Annotated in this window: 14 protein-coding genes and 1 tRNA gene; 11 read left to right on the top strand and 4 right to left on the bottom strand. The window is 63.8% G+C overall.

What is annotated here, in order from left to right:
- The first annotated feature begins 472 nt into the window (after window positions 1-472).
- From cysD to AC07NK_RS12915, 4 genes are all read left to right on the top strand, one after another.
- A complete protein-coding gene (gene cysD / locus AC07NK_RS12930; protein ID WP_495170999.1) occupies window positions 473-1369 on the top strand; it encodes a sulfate adenylyltransferase subunit CysD in 897 nt (298 codons plus the stop codon).
- Window positions 1369-3297: a sulfate adenylyltransferase subunit CysN gene (gene cysN / locus AC07NK_RS12925; RefSeq protein WP_495170998.1), complete on the top strand. Its 1929-nt coding sequence runs from the start codon at window positions 1369-1371 to the stop codon at window positions 3295-3297. Before cysD ends, cysN begins: the two co-directional genes overlap by 1 nt.
- Window positions 3298-3535: 238 nt before the next feature.
- Entirely contained in the window at window positions 3536-4255 is a 720-nt protein-coding gene (locus AC07NK_RS12920) for a 3'(2'),5'-bisphosphate nucleotidase CysQ (RefSeq protein ID WP_495170997.1), read from the top strand.
- Window positions 4256-4341: 86 nt separating this feature from the next.
- Window positions 4342-5493, top strand: coding sequence for an SET domain-containing protein-lysine N-methyltransferase (locus AC07NK_RS12915; protein WP_495170996.1), 1152 nt, complete (start codon window positions 4342-4344; stop codon window positions 5491-5493).
- Here the strand turns inward: AC07NK_RS12915 and AC07NK_RS12910 are convergent.
- Together AC07NK_RS12910 and AC07NK_RS12905 are read right to left on the bottom strand one after the other, a co-directional pair.
- A complete protein-coding gene (locus AC07NK_RS12910) occupies window positions 5490-7355 on the bottom strand; it encodes a sensor histidine kinase (protein WP_495170995.1) in 1866 nt (621 codons plus the stop codon). The genes AC07NK_RS12915 and AC07NK_RS12910 overlap by 4 nt on opposite strands.
- Entirely contained in the window at window positions 7355-9238 is a 1884-nt protein-coding gene (locus tag AC07NK_RS12905; RefSeq protein WP_495170994.1) for a GGDEF/EAL domain-containing response regulator, read from the bottom strand. Before AC07NK_RS12905 ends, AC07NK_RS12910 begins: the two co-directional genes overlap by 1 nt.
- Window positions 9239-9553: 315 nt before the next feature.
- Here AC07NK_RS12905 and AC07NK_RS12900 point away from each other — a divergent pair, with 315 nt between their 5' ends.
- On the top strand, window positions 9554-12589 hold the full coding sequence (locus AC07NK_RS12900; RefSeq protein WP_495170993.1) for a TonB-dependent receptor domain-containing protein: 3036 nt from the start codon (window positions 9554-9556) through the stop codon (window positions 12587-12589).
- A 288-nt stretch (window positions 12590-12877) separates the two neighbouring features.
- Here the strand turns inward: AC07NK_RS12900 and AC07NK_RS12895 are convergent.
- Window positions 12878-12954: transfer RNA gene (locus AC07NK_RS12895), tRNA-Arg, on the bottom strand.
- A gap of 85 nt (window positions 12955-13039) precedes the next feature.
- Between AC07NK_RS12895 and AC07NK_RS12890 the strand changes: the two genes are divergently transcribed.
- The 6 genes from AC07NK_RS12890 (at window position 13040) to AC07NK_RS12865 (ending at window position 18275) form a co-directional block, all read left to right on the top strand.
- Window positions 13040-13543: a hypothetical protein gene (locus tag AC07NK_RS12890; RefSeq protein WP_495170992.1), complete on the top strand. Its 504-nt coding sequence runs from the start codon at window positions 13040-13042 to the stop codon at window positions 13541-13543.
- 101 nt (window positions 13544-13644) lie between these two features.
- Window positions 13645-14283 carry a YceI family protein gene (locus tag AC07NK_RS12885; RefSeq protein WP_495170991.1) on the top strand — a complete coding sequence of 213 codons (639 nt, stop codon included), beginning with the start codon at window positions 13645-13647 and terminating at the stop codon, window positions 14281-14283.
- A gap of 225 nt (window positions 14284-14508) precedes the next feature.
- Window positions 14509-16173: a 2-isopropylmalate synthase gene (leuA, locus tag AC07NK_RS12880; protein WP_495171013.1), complete on the top strand. Its 1665-nt coding sequence runs from the start codon at window positions 14509-14511 to the stop codon at window positions 16171-16173.
- A 75-nt stretch (window positions 16174-16248) separates the two neighbouring features.
- The gene (gene argJ, locus AC07NK_RS12875) at window positions 16249-17472 is read left to right on the top strand and encodes a bifunctional glutamate N-acetyltransferase/amino-acid acetyltransferase ArgJ (RefSeq protein WP_495170990.1); all 1224 of its coding nucleotides are present in this window, start codon (window positions 16249-16251) and stop codon (window positions 17470-17472) included.
- A 96-nt stretch (window positions 17473-17568) separates the two neighbouring features.
- Entirely contained in the window at window positions 17569-17886 is a 318-nt protein-coding gene (locus AC07NK_RS12870) for a hypothetical protein (RefSeq protein ID WP_495170989.1), read from the top strand.
- A gap of 221 nt (window positions 17887-18107) precedes the next feature.
- Window positions 18108-18275: an SEC-C metal-binding domain-containing protein gene (locus tag AC07NK_RS12865; protein WP_495170988.1), complete on the top strand. Its 168-nt coding sequence runs from the start codon at window positions 18108-18110 to the stop codon at window positions 18273-18275.
- Between the two features lie 35 nt (window positions 18276-18310).
- Here AC07NK_RS12865 and trxA read toward each other — a convergent pair whose 3' ends face one another.
- Window positions 18311-18637, bottom strand: coding sequence for a thioredoxin (gene trxA / locus AC07NK_RS12860; protein WP_447724257.1), 327 nt, complete (start codon window positions 18635-18637; stop codon window positions 18311-18313).
- Window positions 18638-18650 lie beyond the last annotated feature (13 nt).

Here is an 18650-nt window from a genome sequence, read left to right as displayed (position 1 = left end):
CCGCGCGCTCGACCTCAATCGGATCAAGTCGCTCCTCAACACACCGCTGCTCATCGACCTGCGCAACATCTATCCCGTCGCAGAAACCCAACGCGCTGGCCTCACCCTCGTCGGCATCGGCAAACCACAGCGCGATACCAACGGCTGACCGATTCTGCCTGCACCCATGTCGGAAGATTGAGCGTTTGGGGGTCGCCTCATCCTGAGGTGAAGGATTCGGCGTACCATGAGTATCCTCCAGCTTGCGCGTTGCGCGCTAGGCCAGCACAAACGTGATCGTTCCACTGTGATTATCGGCGCACGCTCGCATCACGGCCGCTGCAAGGGCTGTGGCTCATCAATGAGAAAGGATGCGCGCGGATGGCGGCTCGAACGGGAGGAGACCGCCTGACGGTACGCCTCGCTCCTGACTGGAGCGGCATAAACTTTATCTAGATCGCAGCCCCCGGTTCGTGTGACTAGATCGGCGGCCATGCAGTCGCTTACCCATCTTGCCCGGCTAGAGGCCGAGAGCATCCACATCCTGCGCGAGGTCGTGGCCGAGACGGAGCGTCCCGTGATGCTCTATTCGATCGGCAAGGACAGCGCAGTGATGCTCCACCTTGCCAAGAAGGCCTTTTACCCCGCCCCGCCCCCCTTCCCGCTGCTTCATGTCGATACGACCTGGAAGTTCCGCGACATGTATGCGCTGCGCGACAGGGCCGCACGCGATGCAGGGATGGAGTTGCTCGTCCACCGCAATCCAGAAGCCGAGGCACGCGGGATTAACCCGTTCGACCATGGCGGGCTGCACACCGACATGTGGAAGACCGAGGGGCTTAAGCAGGCGCTCGACAAATATGGCTTCGACGCGGCGTTCGGCGGCGCGCGGCGTGACGAGGAGAAGAGCCGCGCCAAAGAGCGCGTGTTCAGCTTCCGCTCGGCCAGCCACCGCTGGGACCCGAAAGCGCAGCGGCCCGAGTTGTGGCGGCTCTATAATGCCAAAAAGGCCAAGGGGGAGAGCATGCGGGTGTTCCCGATCTCCAACTGGACCGAGCTGGACATCTGGCAATACATCCGCGCGGAGAATATCGAGATTGTCCCGCTCTATTTCGCTGCACCGCGCCCGACCGTGGTTCGCGGCGGGCTGACGCTGATGGTCGATGACGACCGCTTTCCGCTGGACGGCGAAGTGCCGGTCGAACGATCGATTCGCTTTCGCACCCTGGGCTGCTACCCGCTGACCGGTGCGGTGGAGAGCGAGGCCGCCACGCTGGACGATGTGATTCAGGAAATGCTGCTGACCACCACCAGCGAACGCCAGGGCCGCGCGATCGATCATGATCAGGCAGCATCAATGGAGAAGAAGAAGCAGGAGGGGTATTTCTGATGACCTCCAGCTATCGCCCCGACGCACTGATCGCATCCGACATCGGCGCCTATCTGGCGCAGCATCAGTCCAAGTCGCTGCTCCGCTTCATCACCTGCGGATCGGTCGATGACGGCAAGTCCACGCTGATCGGCCGCTTGCTTTACGACAGCAAGATGATCTTCGAGGATCAGCTCGCGGCGCTTGAGGCGGATAGCAAGCGGCTGGGCACGCAGGGGCAGGAGATCGATTTCGCGCTGCTGGTCGATGGTCTCGCCGCCGAGCGCGAACAGGGTATCACTATCGATGTTGCCTATCGCTTCTTCGCTACTGAGAAGCGCAAGTTCATCGTCGCCGACACGCCCGGGCACGAGCAATATACGCGCAACATGGTGACCGGCGCGTCGACCGCCGACCTTGCCGTGATCCTGATCGATGCGCGCAAGGGCGTGCTGACGCAGACGCGACGGCACAGCTTCCTCGCCCACCTGATCGGCATCCGCCACATCGTGCTGGCGGTGAACAAGATGGATCTGGTCGGATACGACAGGCAAGTGTTCGACGACATCGTCGCCGACTATCGCGAATTCGCGACCAGCATCGGCATCGACGATTTCACCGCGATCCCGATTTCGGGCTTCAGGGGCGACAACATCACCGCGGCCAGCGCCAATACGCCCTGGTACACCGGCCCGGCGTTAATCGCGCATCTCGAGGACGTGCCGGTCGGCGGCGAGGACGACGTCCGTCCGTTCCGCATGCCGGTGCAGTGGGTCAATCGCCCCAATCTTGACTTCCGCGGCTTTGCCGGGACGATTGCAAATGGGACGGTCAAGCCGGGTGACAAGGTTCGTGTACTTCCCTCTGGACGCACCAGCAGCATCGCGCGGATCGTCACCTTTGACGGCGATCTGGCCGAAGCCGGACGCGATCAATCAGTCACGCTGACGCTGGCCGACGAGATCGATTGCTCGCGCGGGGATGTGATCGTGGCGGCGAACGCCCCGCCCGAGGTCGCCGACCAATTCAGCGCTACGATCGTGTGGATGGATCAGCAGCCGCTGCTTCCCGGCCGCAGCTACTGGCTCAAACTCGGCACGCAGACCGTCAGCGCGACGATCCGCGAACCCGAGCATGCGATCGACGTCAACACGTTGGCGAAGTTGTCGACCAAGACGCTGGCGCTCAACGATATCGGCGTCGCCGAGATCGCGACCGACCGCGGCGTCGTGTTCGAGCCCTATGCCGACAATCGCGAGAGTCCGAACCGGGATCTGGGCGGGTTCATTCTGATCGACAAGATCACCAACGCCACGGTTGCCGCAGGGATGATCGACCGCGCGCTGCGCCGCGCGCAGAACGTCCATTGGCAGGCGATCGAGATCACGCGCGAGGCGCATGCTGCGCAAAAGGGGCAAAGCTCACGCCTGTTGTGGTTCACCGGCCTTTCCGGATCAGGCAAGTCGACGATCGCCAATCTGGTCGAGAAGAAGCTGCACGCGATGGGCAAGCACAGCTTTCTGCTCGACGGCGACAATATCCGCCACGGCCTCAACCGGGATCTGGGTTTCAGCGATGCCGACCGGGTCGAGAACATCCGCCGCGTGGGCCAGGTCGCCAAGCTGATGACCGATGCCGGACTGATCGTGCTGACTGCGTTCATCTCGCCCTTCCGCGCCGAGCGCGAAATGGTGCGCAGCATGATCCCCGAGGGCGAGTTCTTCGAAATCCACATCGACACGCCGATCGAAGAGGCCGAGCGTCGCGACGTGAAGGGCCTCTATAAAAAGGCACGCGCGGGCGAAATCTTAGATTTCACAGGCATCTCAAGCCCTTATGAGGCGCCTCTAAATCCAGAAATCCGCATCGACACTACACGAACCAATCCTGAGGAAGCTGCGGAATTGATCATCGAACGCATTCTCGGTATCTGGTCACCAGTACTATGATGCGCGCGTTTGCCGCGTTTGCTTTTGGAGTGAAGTCTTGGGGGATTTCGAGGTTCGCGAGTGGATCGCCTTTGGCATACTCGCTACGCTCTTTGCTGGTGCTGCTGCGGCGGTGCTGGTCCATCGCCAACGATCGCATTGGCGAAAGTTGCGCATGGCTGGCAGTTCTGAAGCCAAGCGCCGCGAGCTTCGACGCCGCCGCTAAGCTTCATTCCTGGACAGCGCACGAGGCGTGCGCATGAACGATGCGGAATTGGCACATGCCCTGGCCGAAGCGGCTGGCAGGCTCTTGCTGCAGATCCAGTCAAATGACGCGGACGGTGCCCGCGGCGATCGCGAGGCCAACCGGCTGATCCTCGACATGCTGCGCAGCATGCGGCCCGACGATCCGATCCTGTCGGAAGAGTCGGCGGACGACCCCGCACGCCTTGCCTCGCGCCGGGTGTGGATCGTCGACCCGCTCGACGGGACGCGCGAGTTTGCCGAGGGGCGCGAGGACTGGGCGGTGCATGTGGCGCTAGCAATCGATGGCACCGCGGCAGTCGGCGCGGTCGCATTGCCCCGACGCGGCATCACGCTATCGAGCGATGCGCCCCCGCCCCTTGCGCCTTCCGCAACGCCTCCACGGATGCTGGTCAGCCGCACGCGACCCAGCGCGCTGTGCGCTGCGGTTTCGCAAACGCTGAATGCCGAAACGATCGGGATGGGATCAGCAGGCGCCAAGGCAATGGCGGTGGTGCTGGGCGAAGCGGAGATTTACCTCCATTCGGGCGGCCAGCATCAATGGGATAATTGTGCGCCGGTCGCGGTCGCACTCGCCGCGGGGCTGCACGCCTCGCGCATCGATGGCTCGCCGATCGTCTACAACAAGTCTGAGTCAAGCATTCCGGATGTCTTGATCTGTCGTCGCGAACTGGCCGAATCCGTCCTCGAACAGGTTGCCCGACACGAACTCTGATTCGTTGCGACTCGCGGAGTCAGCACGAGTCGCGCTTTGACGAAAGTTACCAGATAAGGTAAACAGCCCCTTGGCAAGGGGGCTTGATGACGACCGATTTCTGGTTCGTAACCGCGATGGGATTCAGCTTTGCTGCCTATGCGGTCTATCTGCTCGGGCTGCGGCGCGAGATCGTCCAGCCCAACCGCGCCTCATGGCTGATCTGGAGCGCGTCGGCGGGAGTCGAGGCCGCGACCTATCACGCGGTGAATCCCGGATCGCCGCAAAGCTGGGTGTTCCTGCTCTCCGCGGCCTGCTGCGTCGTCGTCACGCTCGCGCTGTGGCGCCGGTCGAACTGGGCACAACCCGACACCCTCGAATCGCTGTGCATGGCCGCGTGCCTCGTCGCGCTGATCCTGTGGGTCGCGTTCCGCGAGACCTTCTGGGCGCATATGCTGGTCGTTGCGGCAGTACCGATCAGCTTCTGGCCGACCTGGGCGAGCGTATGGAAGGACCGCGGCCGCGAACGCTCGCCGGCATGGGGTCTGTGGACACTGGGCGACCTCGCCACGTTGCTGGTCGCGGCACGCGCAGGCGGTAGCGGCGTCAGCGAGTTTGCGTACATTTTCGTCGAGTTCGCCTGCCATGCGAGCATTTGGTTCATGATCGGCCTTGCGACCATCAACCCGCTGCGCTCGCTCGGCTGGAGGCGCGGCGGTTTCCTGATCCTCGATCGCTACCGTCCCAACCGCAATTTGTTCGCGGTCGGCGACAATCATCTGGGCAAGGCAGTATTCGCGCAATGCCGCTTCGCCGAGGGCGCGGAACTGATGCGCTTCACCGGACGCCGCTTCCACGTGACTCAGGTGCCGAGCCTGATGCGTGGAAGTGAGGACCGTTTCGTTCAGGTGACGCCCGATCATTATATGGGGCCGTCGGGACAGCTTGACGATCTGGTCAACCACAGCTGCGCCCCCAATGCAGGACTGCGCTTCACCGAGGACGGCGTGATCCTTGTCGCGATCCGGGACATCGCCTTTGGCGAGGAGGTCAGCTGGGATTATTCCACAACGCTGGCCCAATCGAACTGGCACATGATCTGCCAGTGCCGGTCGAGGGGGTGCCGTCGCGTGATCGGCAATTTCGACACGCTCGACCCCGCCGCGCAAGAGTTCTTCCGCGCCCGCAACCTCGTCGCGCCGTATTTGCGGCGGAAGGACGATCTGGCGCCGCCGCAACGCGCCGGCTGGGTGCGTTAGGCCGCAATCCCCGCACGTACCGAGTCCGATGCCTGCAGCGTAAGCATTGCGCGGGCGCCGGTCCCCTTGCCGTCACTGCGCAGCGCGAGGCTACCGCCCATCGCGATCATCGAATTGGCGCACCAGTGCAGGCCGAGCCCGCCCATCTTACTGTTGCGAGTCGAAAAGCCGCGCTGAAAGAGCCTCGCTGCGGTTTCGGGATCGAAGCCCTCACCATCATCGCGGATGGCGATCTCAACCTTGCCGTCATGCTCGCGAATCGTGACCGAGATGCTTCCGCTATCGCGACCGGTCGCGGCGATCGCTTCCGCCGCATTGGCGAACAGATTGCCGATGACCTGACTCAACAGCACGCGGTTCGCCATCGCCCATTGCGGCCGTGACGGGAAGTGGAAGGCGATCGAGCTCCCGCCCGAATAGCGCGCAATCGTCGCGTTGCGGGCGACAATGTCGGTAACGTCGCACGTGTCGAGCGGCGGCCGCTCATGCGCCTGCTCCTGCTGCCTGCCGATGATCTCGAGCACATTTTGCAGCGCGTCGCGGCCAATTGCCATCTGTTCGCTACGCTCGCCGCGTGCGCGCGCCTCATTCTCGAACGCTGCGGCGAGGAACGCGACCAGCTTCTGCCGCCGTACCAAAGGAATCGCCTCGTCCGTCAATTCACTAAGCGCGCGATCGATCAGCGCGCGATCCGCGACCGGCACCTGCGCCAGCCCCTGACTGAGCACGGTGCTGACCGGGTTGAGCGCATTACGCACATTGTGCATCACCGCGACGGCGCTCTCGGACTGACCCAGCTTGAAGGACTGCGCCTCGACCTGCTCACGCAGATCTTTGAGCTGGCTGAGCATCGCGTTGAAGTTGGTGACGAGGCTTCCGATCTCATCGCCGCGCGACTTTTCGGTCAACGGAACCAGATCGCCCGAACGGCGCACGACCCCCATATGTCGCTCGACCCGATGCAGCGGTTGCAACACCAGCCGGGCGATCATCAGGCTGAGCACCGCCATTACCACGAGCAGCAGCAGCACCGTGCCGCCGACCGCAAACAACAGCATGTCGCGCCCCAACGCCGACAGGTCACGCGGCACGTGATAGGTTGCGCTCGCCACCGGCACGCCGTCGGGCCCGCGGATCGGTACCGCGACGGAGAGACTCTCTTCGAGCCGGGTCACCGTCGCGTCGGGCACCGGATGCGGCACTTCGAGTTGCGCTTTGACCTGCAACAGCGTCGACAATTGTTTGGAGGTAATCAGGCGCGCCATCACGACGTTGCCGCGTGGCTGTCCACTGCCGTCGGTGCGGCGAACATGCGCGATGCCGATCGCCGCGATCTGGTCTCCAAGCCGAACATAGAAGCTTGCGGAATTGTCGCTGGCCAGCGCCTTGGCGAAGTCGATCCGGCCGATCGCCTCAAGCATCCGGGCGCGCATCGCGGGGACGTCACGACCATTCTCGATGTCGAGCCAGCGGGCGATCACCACCTTACCCTGCGGCGTCACATAGGCCATGCCATTGACGCCGAGATTGATCATCGCGGAGGTCGCGAAGCTGTCTTCCTCGAACGCCTTATTCGGCGTTCCCATATAGTCGTAGCTCTCGCTCCAGTCGCCATAGTCGCGCACCGACGCCTCGACCTTGGAGGCGTATTCGGTAAGCGCGGCGCGGGTGCGTTCGACGTGCCCGTCCACTGCCGCCTGTTCGAGCTGGTCGAAGCCGGGGGTGATGACGAGCGCGAGCAGCAGCGTCACCGCACCTGCCCCGAGCAGCGCCACGCCGGTCAGGATCGCGACCAGCTTGGCACCGAGCGAAACGGGGATGCGCCGCCGCAACCGCGCATAGGCGAGGCGCCAGCGCGGCATCAGCCGTTGGTGCCGTTACCCGGCACTGCAGTCCTGGCGTTCACGGTCTCGACCTCCTCGGACACCATGAACCGCTCATGCGCGAGTTCGGCAGCGATATCGGCCTCCAGCGGCCGGGCGAGATAATAGCCCTGATAGTGGCTGCACCCGGCAAGCTGGAGCGCGCCGAGATGCGCGGCGGTCTCGACGCCCTCGGCCACGACTTCGAGCCCCAGCGCGCGCCCGAGATGAATGATCGAATGGACGATCGCCGCACTCTCGCGCTCCTTGCCCATGCCGTCGATGAAGCTGCGGTCGATCTTGAGGCAATCGAGCGCGAACTTGCGGATGTTATAGAGCGAGGAATAACCCGTGCCGAAGTCGTCGAGCGCGATACGGAAGCCCATCTGGCGCAGGCGGTACAGCGTATCGGCGGCGCGTTCGGCGTTGTCGAAGATCGCGGTTTCGGTAATCTCGATCTGAACGCGGCTCGGCTCGATGCCGGCGCGCTGAACCCGTTCGACGACATGGCCGACGAAATTCTGGCGGCGGAACTGCCGCGGCGAGAAGTTCACCGAGACATATTGTCCCGGCCATTGCTGAAGCATCCTGAGCGCTTCATCGAGAACCCAGTCGCCCAGCTCGTGGATCAGATTCGATTCCTCGGCGATCGGGATGAACAGGCCGGGCGAGATATGGCCATATTCGGGGCTGTTCCAGCGTAGCAGCGCCTCGAACGCGACGACTTCCATCTCATCGCGCGCGACGATCGGCTGATAGACGAGGCGAAGCTCGCCATTGGCGATCGCCTGCGAGAGGCCGCCCTCAATCTGGCGACGAAAGCGGATCGATTCGTCCATGCTCTCGTCGAACAGCCGCACCACACCTCTGCCCGACTTCTTGGATTCGTTGAGCGCCAGGTCTGCGCGGCGCATTACGTCGATCGGATCGTGCTGCATCCCCGGTTGGACGATAACAAGGCCTGCCGAGGCCGAACCCTGCACGGAATGGCCGAACACGGTGAAGGTCGTGGCACAGGCCAGCAGCAGGCGTTCGACCGCCATCACCGCCTCGTCCTCGCCGGTCACCTTCATCAGAACCGCGAACTCATCACCGCCCAGACGGGCGACGAAGCCGCCCTCGGGCACCGTATCGCGCACGACGCCGCACACCATGCGGATCAGTTCATCACCGGCAAGATGGCCGAAGGTATCGTTGACCAGCTTGAACCGGTCGAGATCCATCATCGCCATCGCGAACACATCAGGCCCGCGGACATGATCGGTCAGCGCGCGCATGAAGGCCAACCGGTTGGGCGCGTCGGTCAGGCTGTCATGGTTAGCAAGATGAGTCGCTTTGCTCTCGTTGGCGGCCAATTCAGCCTTTTGCTCCTTGAGCTGCGTCATCGCTGCGGCGAGCGCGCGATCGGCTTCCCAGCGCTGACTGAGCGCGGTTGCGGTCTGCACCACTTCTTCGGCCTGGAAGGGCTTGGCGATGTAGAAGATCTTGTCCGCGGGGCCAGCGGCGCGGCTGATCTCAAGCGGGGAGAAATCGGAGAATCCGGTGACGATGACGATGTTGATGTCGGGATCGAGCGCGCGAATTCGCTTGGCGGTCTCCTTACCGTCGATCCCCGGCGGCATTCGCACATCGATGAACGCAACCGCAAACCGCTCGCCGCGGGCGAGGCCAGCCGCAACCGCCTCGACGCCCTCGGCGCCTTGCATACAATGCGTCGTGTCGAAGCTGGCGGGCGCGTCCGCGAGTACAGGCGCGTCGTCAGTCCCGAACAGCTCTGCTGCCATCGTGTCGAGCGCACTATCCTGCCCCCCGCCAGCACGCTTGAAGCACTGGCGATAGGATTCATGCATCCCCGGCTCGTCGTCCACGATCAGAATGCGCAAGGCCTGCTCCCCTTCATCACCTTGCCACGGGGTAAGCACACAGGGTTAAGGCACGGTAAAAGGGTTAACGCACGAAGACAGCGAGTTTGCGCGATACCCTTCCTTACCCGTTCTGGCGTCACCTTCCTGCAACAGTTCAGTGGCGATCTGCCTATGGGAACGTTCTCAACCGCACCCTGACTACTCAGCGCGAATGAAACCGGTTACATTCTCCGGGTAACAATCATAAGAGCGCGCCGTCGAGTCGTTTCGAGTCGCGAGACGCCGTCGAAGGTAAACGTTGTCACGCTCGTGTAACAAAATAGGGGGGATGCAGTGAATTCAGCACATATCGCCAAGGCCAGCCTGATCCGTCGCTCGCGCGTTCGCGCTGCAGCGGCCGCGCTTGCCTGGACCAGCGGCGCCGCAGCGCTCGCGGTCGGAGTCGCCGCCCCCGCCCATGCGCAGGTCTCCTCGTCGCTGCGCGGCAAGGTAACGGCTGAAGGTGGCGTCAGCCAGGTCACGATCGTCAACGTCGACACCGGCTTCACCCGCACCAGCACGCCGGCCGCCGATGGCGGCTACCAGTTCGCCTCACTTCCCCCCGGCAACTACCGGCTTGAGGTGACGACCCCCAACGGCATGCGCCGCACTGACGAATTCCGCCTCGCGGTCGCTCAGAACGCCGTGTTCGACTTCGACCTCTCGACGCCGGATGTGGCCCCCGCCGATGGCGGCGCAGAGGTCATCGTCACGGGCAGCCGCATCCGCTCGATGCAGGGCGGCGAGGTCGGCACCACGATCTCCGAGCGCCTGATCGAACAGCTGCCGCAGAACAACCGCAACTTCCTGGCCTTTGCCGATCTTGCTCCGGGCGTTCAGTTCATCACCAACGGCAGCGACCAGTCGCGCCTGCAGGGCGGTGCCCAGAACTCCAACTCGGTCAACATCTTCATCGATGGCATCGGACAGAAGGACTATGTCCTGAAGAACGGCGTCACCGGCCAGGATTCGACTCAGGGCAATCCTTTTCCGCAGTCGGCGATCGGCGAATACCGGGTCATCAGCTCGAACTACAAGGCCGAGTTCGACCAGGTCAGTTCGGTCGCGATCACGGCGGTGACCAAGTCGGGCACCAACGAGTTCAAGGGTTCGGGTTTCGTGGATTTCACGAACCAGAGCCTGCGCGACGCGCGCCCGATCGAGTTCATGCCTGCAAATGCAACCGGCAAGGTGCGCACCAAGGATTTGCAATTTGGCGGCACGCTGGGCGGCCCGATCGTCAAGGATCTGCTGCACTTCTTCGTGGCCTATGAAGGCAAGCGCCGCGTTACGCCGCGCGACGTCGCGATCCCCGCGACGCTGGGCTCAGCGCGCCCGCTGATCCCGGCCAACCTCGCCGCAAACTACGGCGCGTATAACGAAGAATTCAACGAGAACCTCTACTTCGGCAAGATTAACTTCACCCCGAGCGACCGCGACCTGTTCGAGATTTCGGGCAAGTATCGCGACGAGTCGGGTGAGACGTTCAACAGCGGTATCGCCGCCTATGAGACCCGCACGATCGCCCGCGTGAAGGAAATTCGCGGCCTTGCACGCTGGGAGCATACCGGCGACAGCTGGGTCAACGACTTCAAGGTCGCCTATGAGGACGTGGAGTGGAACCCGCGTCCGTTTATGGAGGCGAACCGCAACGTCTATCGCGTACGCATCCCGAACCCGGCCAACCCGGCCCAGTTCCTCGACGGCAACGTCCTGGAAACCGGCGGCGGCACCAACTTCCAGAACAAGGGCCAGAAGGGCTGGCAGATCTCAAACGACTTCACCTACACGGGGTTTGAAGGCCATACCATCAAGGTCGGCGTTAAAACGAAGTGGATCACGCTCAACTCGCTGACGCGCAACGGCTTCAACCCGACGTTCCGCTATTTCACGCCACTGGGCGCGACGACGCTCAACACGACCGCACCATACCAGATGACCTTCCAGGCGCTGGCAGGCAGCTTCACTGACGCGCAGATCAGTTCGGACAACTTCCAGCTCGGCATCTATGTTCAGGACGACTGGGACGTCACCGATCGCCTGACCGTCAACCTCGGTCTGCGCTGGGATTATGAGCGCACCCCGGCGTTCCTGAACTACGTCCATTCGGCGGCGCAGGTCGCGGCGGTGAGCCCGGCCAACTACCCGAACCTCAACGGCGCCAACTACAACATCAACGACTATATCTCGACGGGTAAGGAACGTAAGGCGTTCACCGGCGCTTGGCAGCCGCGTATCGGCTTCAACTACAAGCTCGACGAAGCGGGCCGCTTCGCGATCTTCGGCGGGTTCGGCCGTTCGTACGACCGTACCCAGTTCGACTTCATCCAGCAGGAGCTGGCGCAAGGTCAGGCGGCGAACCGTACGTTCAATTTCAACGTCCCCGGCGACACGGTGAACGTCTGCACGCCGAGCGTGACCTGCATCGCCTACAACGCCAACTTCCAGACCGCAGCAGGCCGCGCCGCGCTGATCGCGGGCCTGCCGGCGGGTGCAGGACGCGAGCTGCGCTTCATCAAGAACGACATCAAGATGCCGTACTCCGACCAGTACAGCCTGGGCGTGCGCGGCAATTTCGACCTGCTCGATGTCGAAATCGGCTATTCGCATGTGAAGAGCCGCGACGGCTTCGTCTACATGCTGGGCAATCGCCGTCCGGGCGGGCTGTTCTTCCCGGCCACCGGTGCACCCGACTCGCCGTTCACCTTCACGCCTGCACCGTTCGGATCGATCATCATCGGCGACAACGGGCTGGAGACCAACGCCGACACCGCCTTCCTGAAGCTCATCAAGCGCTACACCAAGGCATCGCCGTGGAGCATCGACGCCACTTACACCTACACCAAGGCGAACGAGAACCGGCAGTTCGGCGAGGGCTTCGCACTCGATTACGAGGATATCAGCGACTATCCCTTCCGTCCGTCGGCGGGCGTGCGCAGCCATCGCTTCGTGATGGCGGGCACGGTCGATGTGCCGGGCGGCATCACGCTCGCGACCAAGTTCCAGATCGCCTCGCCGGTCTGGCTCAAGCGCTTCGCGACGACGCCGGGCGTCGGCCAGCCGGGCACGAAGGACGTCGTCGCGATCCAGGCTAACGGCAATGGCGACCGCTGGGGCTATCGCCAGATGGATCTGTCGGCGACCAAGGAGCTGAAGCTCGGTTTCCTGAGCGACGCCACGCGAGTCTGGGTGCGCGTCGACATCATCAACCTGTTCAACGACTATAACTATAACGGCTTCAACGCCACGACCGGTCTGCGCGATCCGAACAACTTCAACATCGACGGTCCGCCGCGGACCGTGAAGCTGTCGACCGGCTTCAACTTCTAATCACCCACTCCTTTCAGGGCGTGCGGCCGGGTCCCCCCGTCCGCACGCCTTTTTCTTTGCGCGCGTGAGATCCCCCGCCAGCGACGCGCCACAGCGGCGTGGGAGCGTCTGCAGAGCGTTCGACGCAGAGGGGAGCGCAGACTAGCGCCGAAACGCCTCCCTGCCCGCGCTACGGCCAAATTCCGCGACAAATGAGGGTCAGGCTGGCCGCGCGCGACGCGCGCATCAGTGCCTGCTGCTAGAAACAACAAAGCCCCGCCGGGTCCTGAGACCTGACGGGGCTTTGAATGGCGCGCCCGGAACGATTCGAACGTCCGACCCTCAGATTCGTAGTCTGATGCTCTATCCAGCTGAGCTACGGGCGCACTGTGGAGGGGCGCAGATAGAAGCGCTTTTGGGGAAAGGCAACCCCGTTGCGCACAGTTTCTTTGCGACATAGACCAACCCGTGATGCGACGCTCCTTTTCCCTCACCGCGCTGGTCCTGCCGATGGGCATGCTGGCTGCCTGTACCACCACCGACGGGGGCTATCCCTCGCTGCTTCCGCGCCCGATCGAGGGCCGCGACGACGCAGAGCCCGCACGGCCCGACCCCATCGCAGCACCCGATTCCGCGCTGGACACCCGTATCGCTCAGAAGCGGAAAGCGGCGGCAGACGCTGCGAAACGCTTCCAGGCAGCGGCGATCACCGCCGAATCGCGAGTTGCGATCGCCCGCGGCGTCCCAGCGGGCAGCGAAGCGTGGGTAAGTGCGCAGACCGCCCTTGCCGATCTCGACGCGATTCGGGGCGAAACAGTCCAACTCGTCACCGACTTGGAGCATGAGGCGAGCGCCCGCGCGCAGGCGGGCACCCCCGCCTACCCTGCGTTAAATGCAGCGATCGACGCGATTGCACGTCAGGCGCTTACCCAGGCCGACCGCACGAAGACGCTGGAGGGCGCACTCGCGGGCTGATCCTGCCGCGTCACGGAAACCCTGCGTTCCCGAATCGTTGTTTGACCGCCGCGCCCGGTGCGCCGACAATCCGCGCGGTTTTCGCTCAGGGGAGTTCATCAATGCGTCTCGTCATCGCCGCCCTCGCGGCCACCGTCGCCATCGCCACGCCGATCGTCGCCCAGCAGGTGCAGCTTCCGGGCTCGAAGAACAAAGCCGCCATCAGCGGCGGCAGCTATACCGTCGACCCGGGCCACACCCTGGTCCGCTGGGAAGTCGATCACTTCGGCTTCACTCCCTATTGGGGCCTGTTCGGCGGTATCACGGGAACTGCGAGCTTCGACCGCGCCAATCCTGCCGCGTCGAAGGTGGACATCACCATCCCGATATCGAAAGTGGTGACCGCAAACGAAGGCCTGACCGCACATCTGCTGCGTCCGGGCAAGGACGGCGGCAAGCCCGACTTCTTCGGCGCCGCGGCTGCCGACGCCAAATTCGTCTCGACCCGCGTCGTCATCGACGAGGATGGTGATGAGGCCAAGGTGACGGGCAACCTGACCCTCAACGGCGTGACCAAGGCCGTGACGCTCGACGTCGACTTCTATGGCGCGGGCAAGACTCCACCGCAGATGGGTGGCAAGGAGAATGTCGGGTTCGAGGCGGAGGCAACGATCCGCCGCAGCGACTTCGGCATCACCTACGCGATCCCGCTGGTCAGCGACGCGGTCGACCTCAAGATCGCAGCCGCTTTCGTCAAATAGGCCGTCACAAATCAGGCGGCGAAGAAATAATTCATTCCCATAATACCCCATGCGGGCTATGGGCGTCGGCATGACCGGCGTTCATGGCCTGCTTCTACTTGCACGACTTACGCGCCCTTAGGGCGTGAACCAGCGCGGCTGAGCCGCGCGCACGGCCTAAGGGCGAAACTGCAACCCGAAAGCCGCCCCCCGGGGTATAGTTCTGCAAGAGTTGAAGCCATGACCATGTTGCGCGACCCCAGCGTCAAGTACCGCCCTTTCCCGACGATCGCCCTGCCCGACCGCCAATGGCCGAGCCGTACGATCACCCGCGCGCCGCGCTGGCTCTCCACCGACATGCGCGACGGTAATCAGGCGCTGATCGATCCGATGGATGCCGAGAAGAAGACACGCTTCTTCGAGCTGCTGTGCCGCGTCGGCATCAAGGAGATCGAGGTCGGTTTCCCCAGCGCGGGGGCGACCGAGTTCGACTTCATCTCCGGCCTCGTCCGCGACAACCGCATTCCGGATGATGTGACGGTGCAAGTGCTGACCCAGGCCCGGCGTGACCTGATTGACACAACGTTCGAAAGCCTGCGCGGCGCGAAGACCGGCATCGTCCATGTCTATAACGCCGTCTCGCCGGCCTGGCGGAAAATCGTGTTCGGCATGGACCGCGCCGAGGTGAAGCAGATCGCGGTGGACGCGGCGAAGCTGCTGCGCGACAACGCCGCCGCCCAGCCCGATACCGACTGGCATTTCCAATATTCGCCCGAGACCTTCTCTACCGCCGAGATCGATTTCTCGGTCGAGGTCTGCGCGGCGGTGATGGACGTGCTCCAGCCGACAGCCGAGCGCCCGATCATCTTCAACCTGCCCGCGACGGTCGAGTGCGCGACGCCCAATATCTATGCCGACCAGATCGAATATTTCTGCCGCAACATCCCCAATCGCGACGCGGTGGTGGTGTCGCTGCACACGCATAACGACCGCGGTACCGGCGTAGCGGCGGCCGAACTGGGCATGATGGCCGGTGCCGACCGTGTCGAAGGCTGTCTGCTGGGCAATGGCGAGCGTACCGGCAATTGCGATCTGGTGACCGTCGCGATGAACATGTACACGCAGGGCGTCGATCCCGGCCTCGACTTCTCGGACATCGACGAGATCGTGAAGACGGTCGAATACTGCACCAACATCCCGGTGCATCCGCGCACGCCCTATGCCGGCGATCTGGTGTTCACCGCCTTTTCGGGCAGCCATCAGGACGCGATCAAGAAGGGCTTTGCCGCGCAGGAAGCGCGCAACGACGAATATTGGGAAGTTCCCTACCTCCCGATCGACCCCGCCGATCTCGGCCGCAGCTATGAGGCGGTGATCCGCGTCAACTCGCAGTCGGGCAAGGGCGGCGTCGCGTGGGTGCTGGAGCAGGACAAGGGCCTGAAGCTGCCCAAGCGCCTCCAGGCCGATTTCAGCCGCCACGTCCAGCGGGTCGCCGACGAGAGCAGTCGCGAACTCAACGCGCAGGATATCTGGGCGACCTTCGTCGAGACCTATCGGCTCGAACATCCGCAGCGCTTCACGCTGGGCGCCTATGACGAGACGCGCGCGACCAATGGCGAGCGCATCTTTGCCGGTGTGATCGAGGTCGACGGCGTGCAGCAATCGGTCAGCGGGCGCGGCAATGGCCTGATATCCAGCGTCGTCGCGGCGATGCGTGAGGGCTTCGGCGTCGATCTCGACATCGCCGACTATGCCGAGCACGCGATCGGTCATGGCACCGGGGTGCAAGCCGCCGCTTATGTCGAATGCCGCACCGCCGACGGGCGAACCGTCTGGGGCGTCGGCATCGACGAGGATGTCGCCACCGCCAGCGTCCGCGCGGTGCTCAGCGCCGCGGGTGCGGTTGAATAACTCAGCTCGTCAGCCCGGCCTTGTGCCAGGACCCCGGCGCAAGGCCGGGCTGACGGTGGAAATATAGGACTGAAGATGCAGCGCTCTCCCCTCGCCCCGATCGGCTTCCCTTACCTCCCGCCCATCGAAGGCGTCACGCTGCGCGTCGCTCGCGCGCACTATAAGACCTGGGATCGCTGCGACCTGACCTTCGTCACGCTCGACAAGGGCACCAGCGTCGCCGGCGTCACCACCACCAGCAAATGCCCCTCGCCCGAAGTCGAGTGGTGCCGCGAGGCGCTAGTGCTAGGCAAAGCGCGCGCACTGGTCGTCAACGCCGGCAACAGCAACGCCTTCACCGGCAATCGTGGTCGCGCGGCGGTCGAGGCGATCGCGGCGCGGGTGGCAGGCCATCTGAGCTGCCAGCCTTCCGACGTGTTCGTCTCCTCGACCGGGGTGATCGGCGTTCCGCTCCCCATCGACAAGGCCGAGGCGGGCCTCGACGCCGCCTTCGCCGCGCAGCCGTGCGGCTGGGAGGATGTAGCCAAGACCATCGGCACCACCGACACGTTCGAAAAGGGCGCGGTCACCACGGCGGTGGTCGATGGCAAGACCGTGTCGCTGGTCGGCGTCATCAAGGGCAGCGGGATGATCGCGCCCGACATGGCGACGATGCTCGGCTATGTCTTCACCGACGCCGCGGTCGATCCCGCCTTCCTCCAGCGCGCGCTGTCCGACGCGAATGCACGGAGCTTCTCGTGCATCACCGTCGACAGCGATACCTCGACCAGCGACACCGTGCTTGCCTTCGCCACCGGCAAGGCGGGCAACGCCCCCCTTTCGGATGAAGATGACGACGGCGCCGACGCCTTCCGCGCCGCGCTCTCGGACCTGTGCCTCCGGCTCGCCCATCTCGTCGTCCGCGATGGTGAGGGCGCGTCGAAGTTCATCCGCATCGACGTCGACGGCGCCGAAAGCGACGTCAGCGCACACCGCATCGCGCTCAGCGTCGCCAACTCACCGCTGGTCAAGACTGCGATCGCGGGCGAGGACGCCAATTGGGGCCGGATCGTCATGGCGGTAGGCAAGGCCGGCGAACCCGCCGACCGCGACCGGCTGGGCATCACCTTCGGCGGGGTGCAGGTGGCATCGGGCGGCCTCGCGGTGGATGGCTATGACGAAGCCCCGGTCGCCGCGCATCTCAAGGGCCAGGAAATCGAGATCGGCGTCGCCCTTGGCCTTGGCGAAGGCCGTGCCACCGTCTGGACCTGCGACCTGACCCACGGCTACATCTCGATCAACGCGGACTATCGGAGCTGAACGCAGGATAAGCCTGTTGTCGCTGAGGGTTCAGGCACGGTCGCGTATCCAGAGTCGTCGCCCGTCCCCGAACGGGCATGATCATGGAGAGCAGACATGCGAATCTTGATTCTTGCAGCGACGCTGGGTGCCAGCCTACTGGCGACGGCCGCCCCGGCCGAAGCGCAGTATTATGGCTCAAGGCACCGCGAGGTCCGACAGGAACAGCGCGAATGCCAGCGCGAGCTGCGCCATGCCCGCAACCGCTACGAATATCGCCGCGAACTGCGCGAGTGTCGCCGCGAGATTTCGCGGGCCCGTGGCGGTTATCGCGACCATGACCGGTGGAATCGCTGGGATGATCGCCGCGACCGGCGCTGGAGGGACCGTCATGACCGGCACGACCGCTATGACCGGTACGATCGCCGCTACTAAGGGCTGAAGTGAAGACGGGCGGGGCCGCAATGGCTCCGCCCGGTCTCCTGCCGGTGACGCCGGCTATCGCCGCCTGACCTTCCTTGCTAGTCGCCGCGCTGCGCGACTGATCGCGCGTCTGCGACAGGAGGTCATCATGGCACACACCGACACCTTGGCAGACCTCCCCTGCTTTCGAGCGTAGTTCGAAGCGGCGGCGGGGTTATCCGTCCGAAACCCATGTGAAGCGCGGGCTGCGCTTCGTGCATGGCGATGTCGAGCTGATCGAAAAACTCGGGCGAAACGATCCCTGCCCATGCGGGTCGGGGAAGAGGTTTCAAGCGCTGCTGCATGCATTCGGGCCGGTTTCGACGGGGCCGAGCGGCATGATTATTGGCGTGAGTGACTAAAGAAACGGGGGCCGGATCGCCGGCCCCCGCGAACATCAGACGACGCTTTCGATCCACGCCTTGAGCTTGGACTTGGTGGAGATGTCCTGGATACCGACCTGCTGCGCGACCTTCTGCCCGTCCTTGTAGACGAACAGCGTCGGGATACCCCGAATACCGAGGCTGCCCGGCGTATCCGGATTTTCCTCGATGTTGAGCTTGGTGATGGTCACCTTGTCGGCCAGTTCCTCGGCCAGCTCTTCCAGGCTCGGCCCGATGATCTTGCACGGCCCGCACCACTCCGCCCAGAAGTCGACGAGGACGGGCTTGTCCGACTGAAGAACATCGGCTTCGAAGCTTGCATCGGTAACGGCCTTGGCCATTTCAAAATCTCCT

It is taken from the genome of Sphingomonas sp. GW821-FHT09B04 (assembly GCF_059418285.1).
This window is presented reverse-complemented; position numbering and strand designations above follow the sequence as displayed.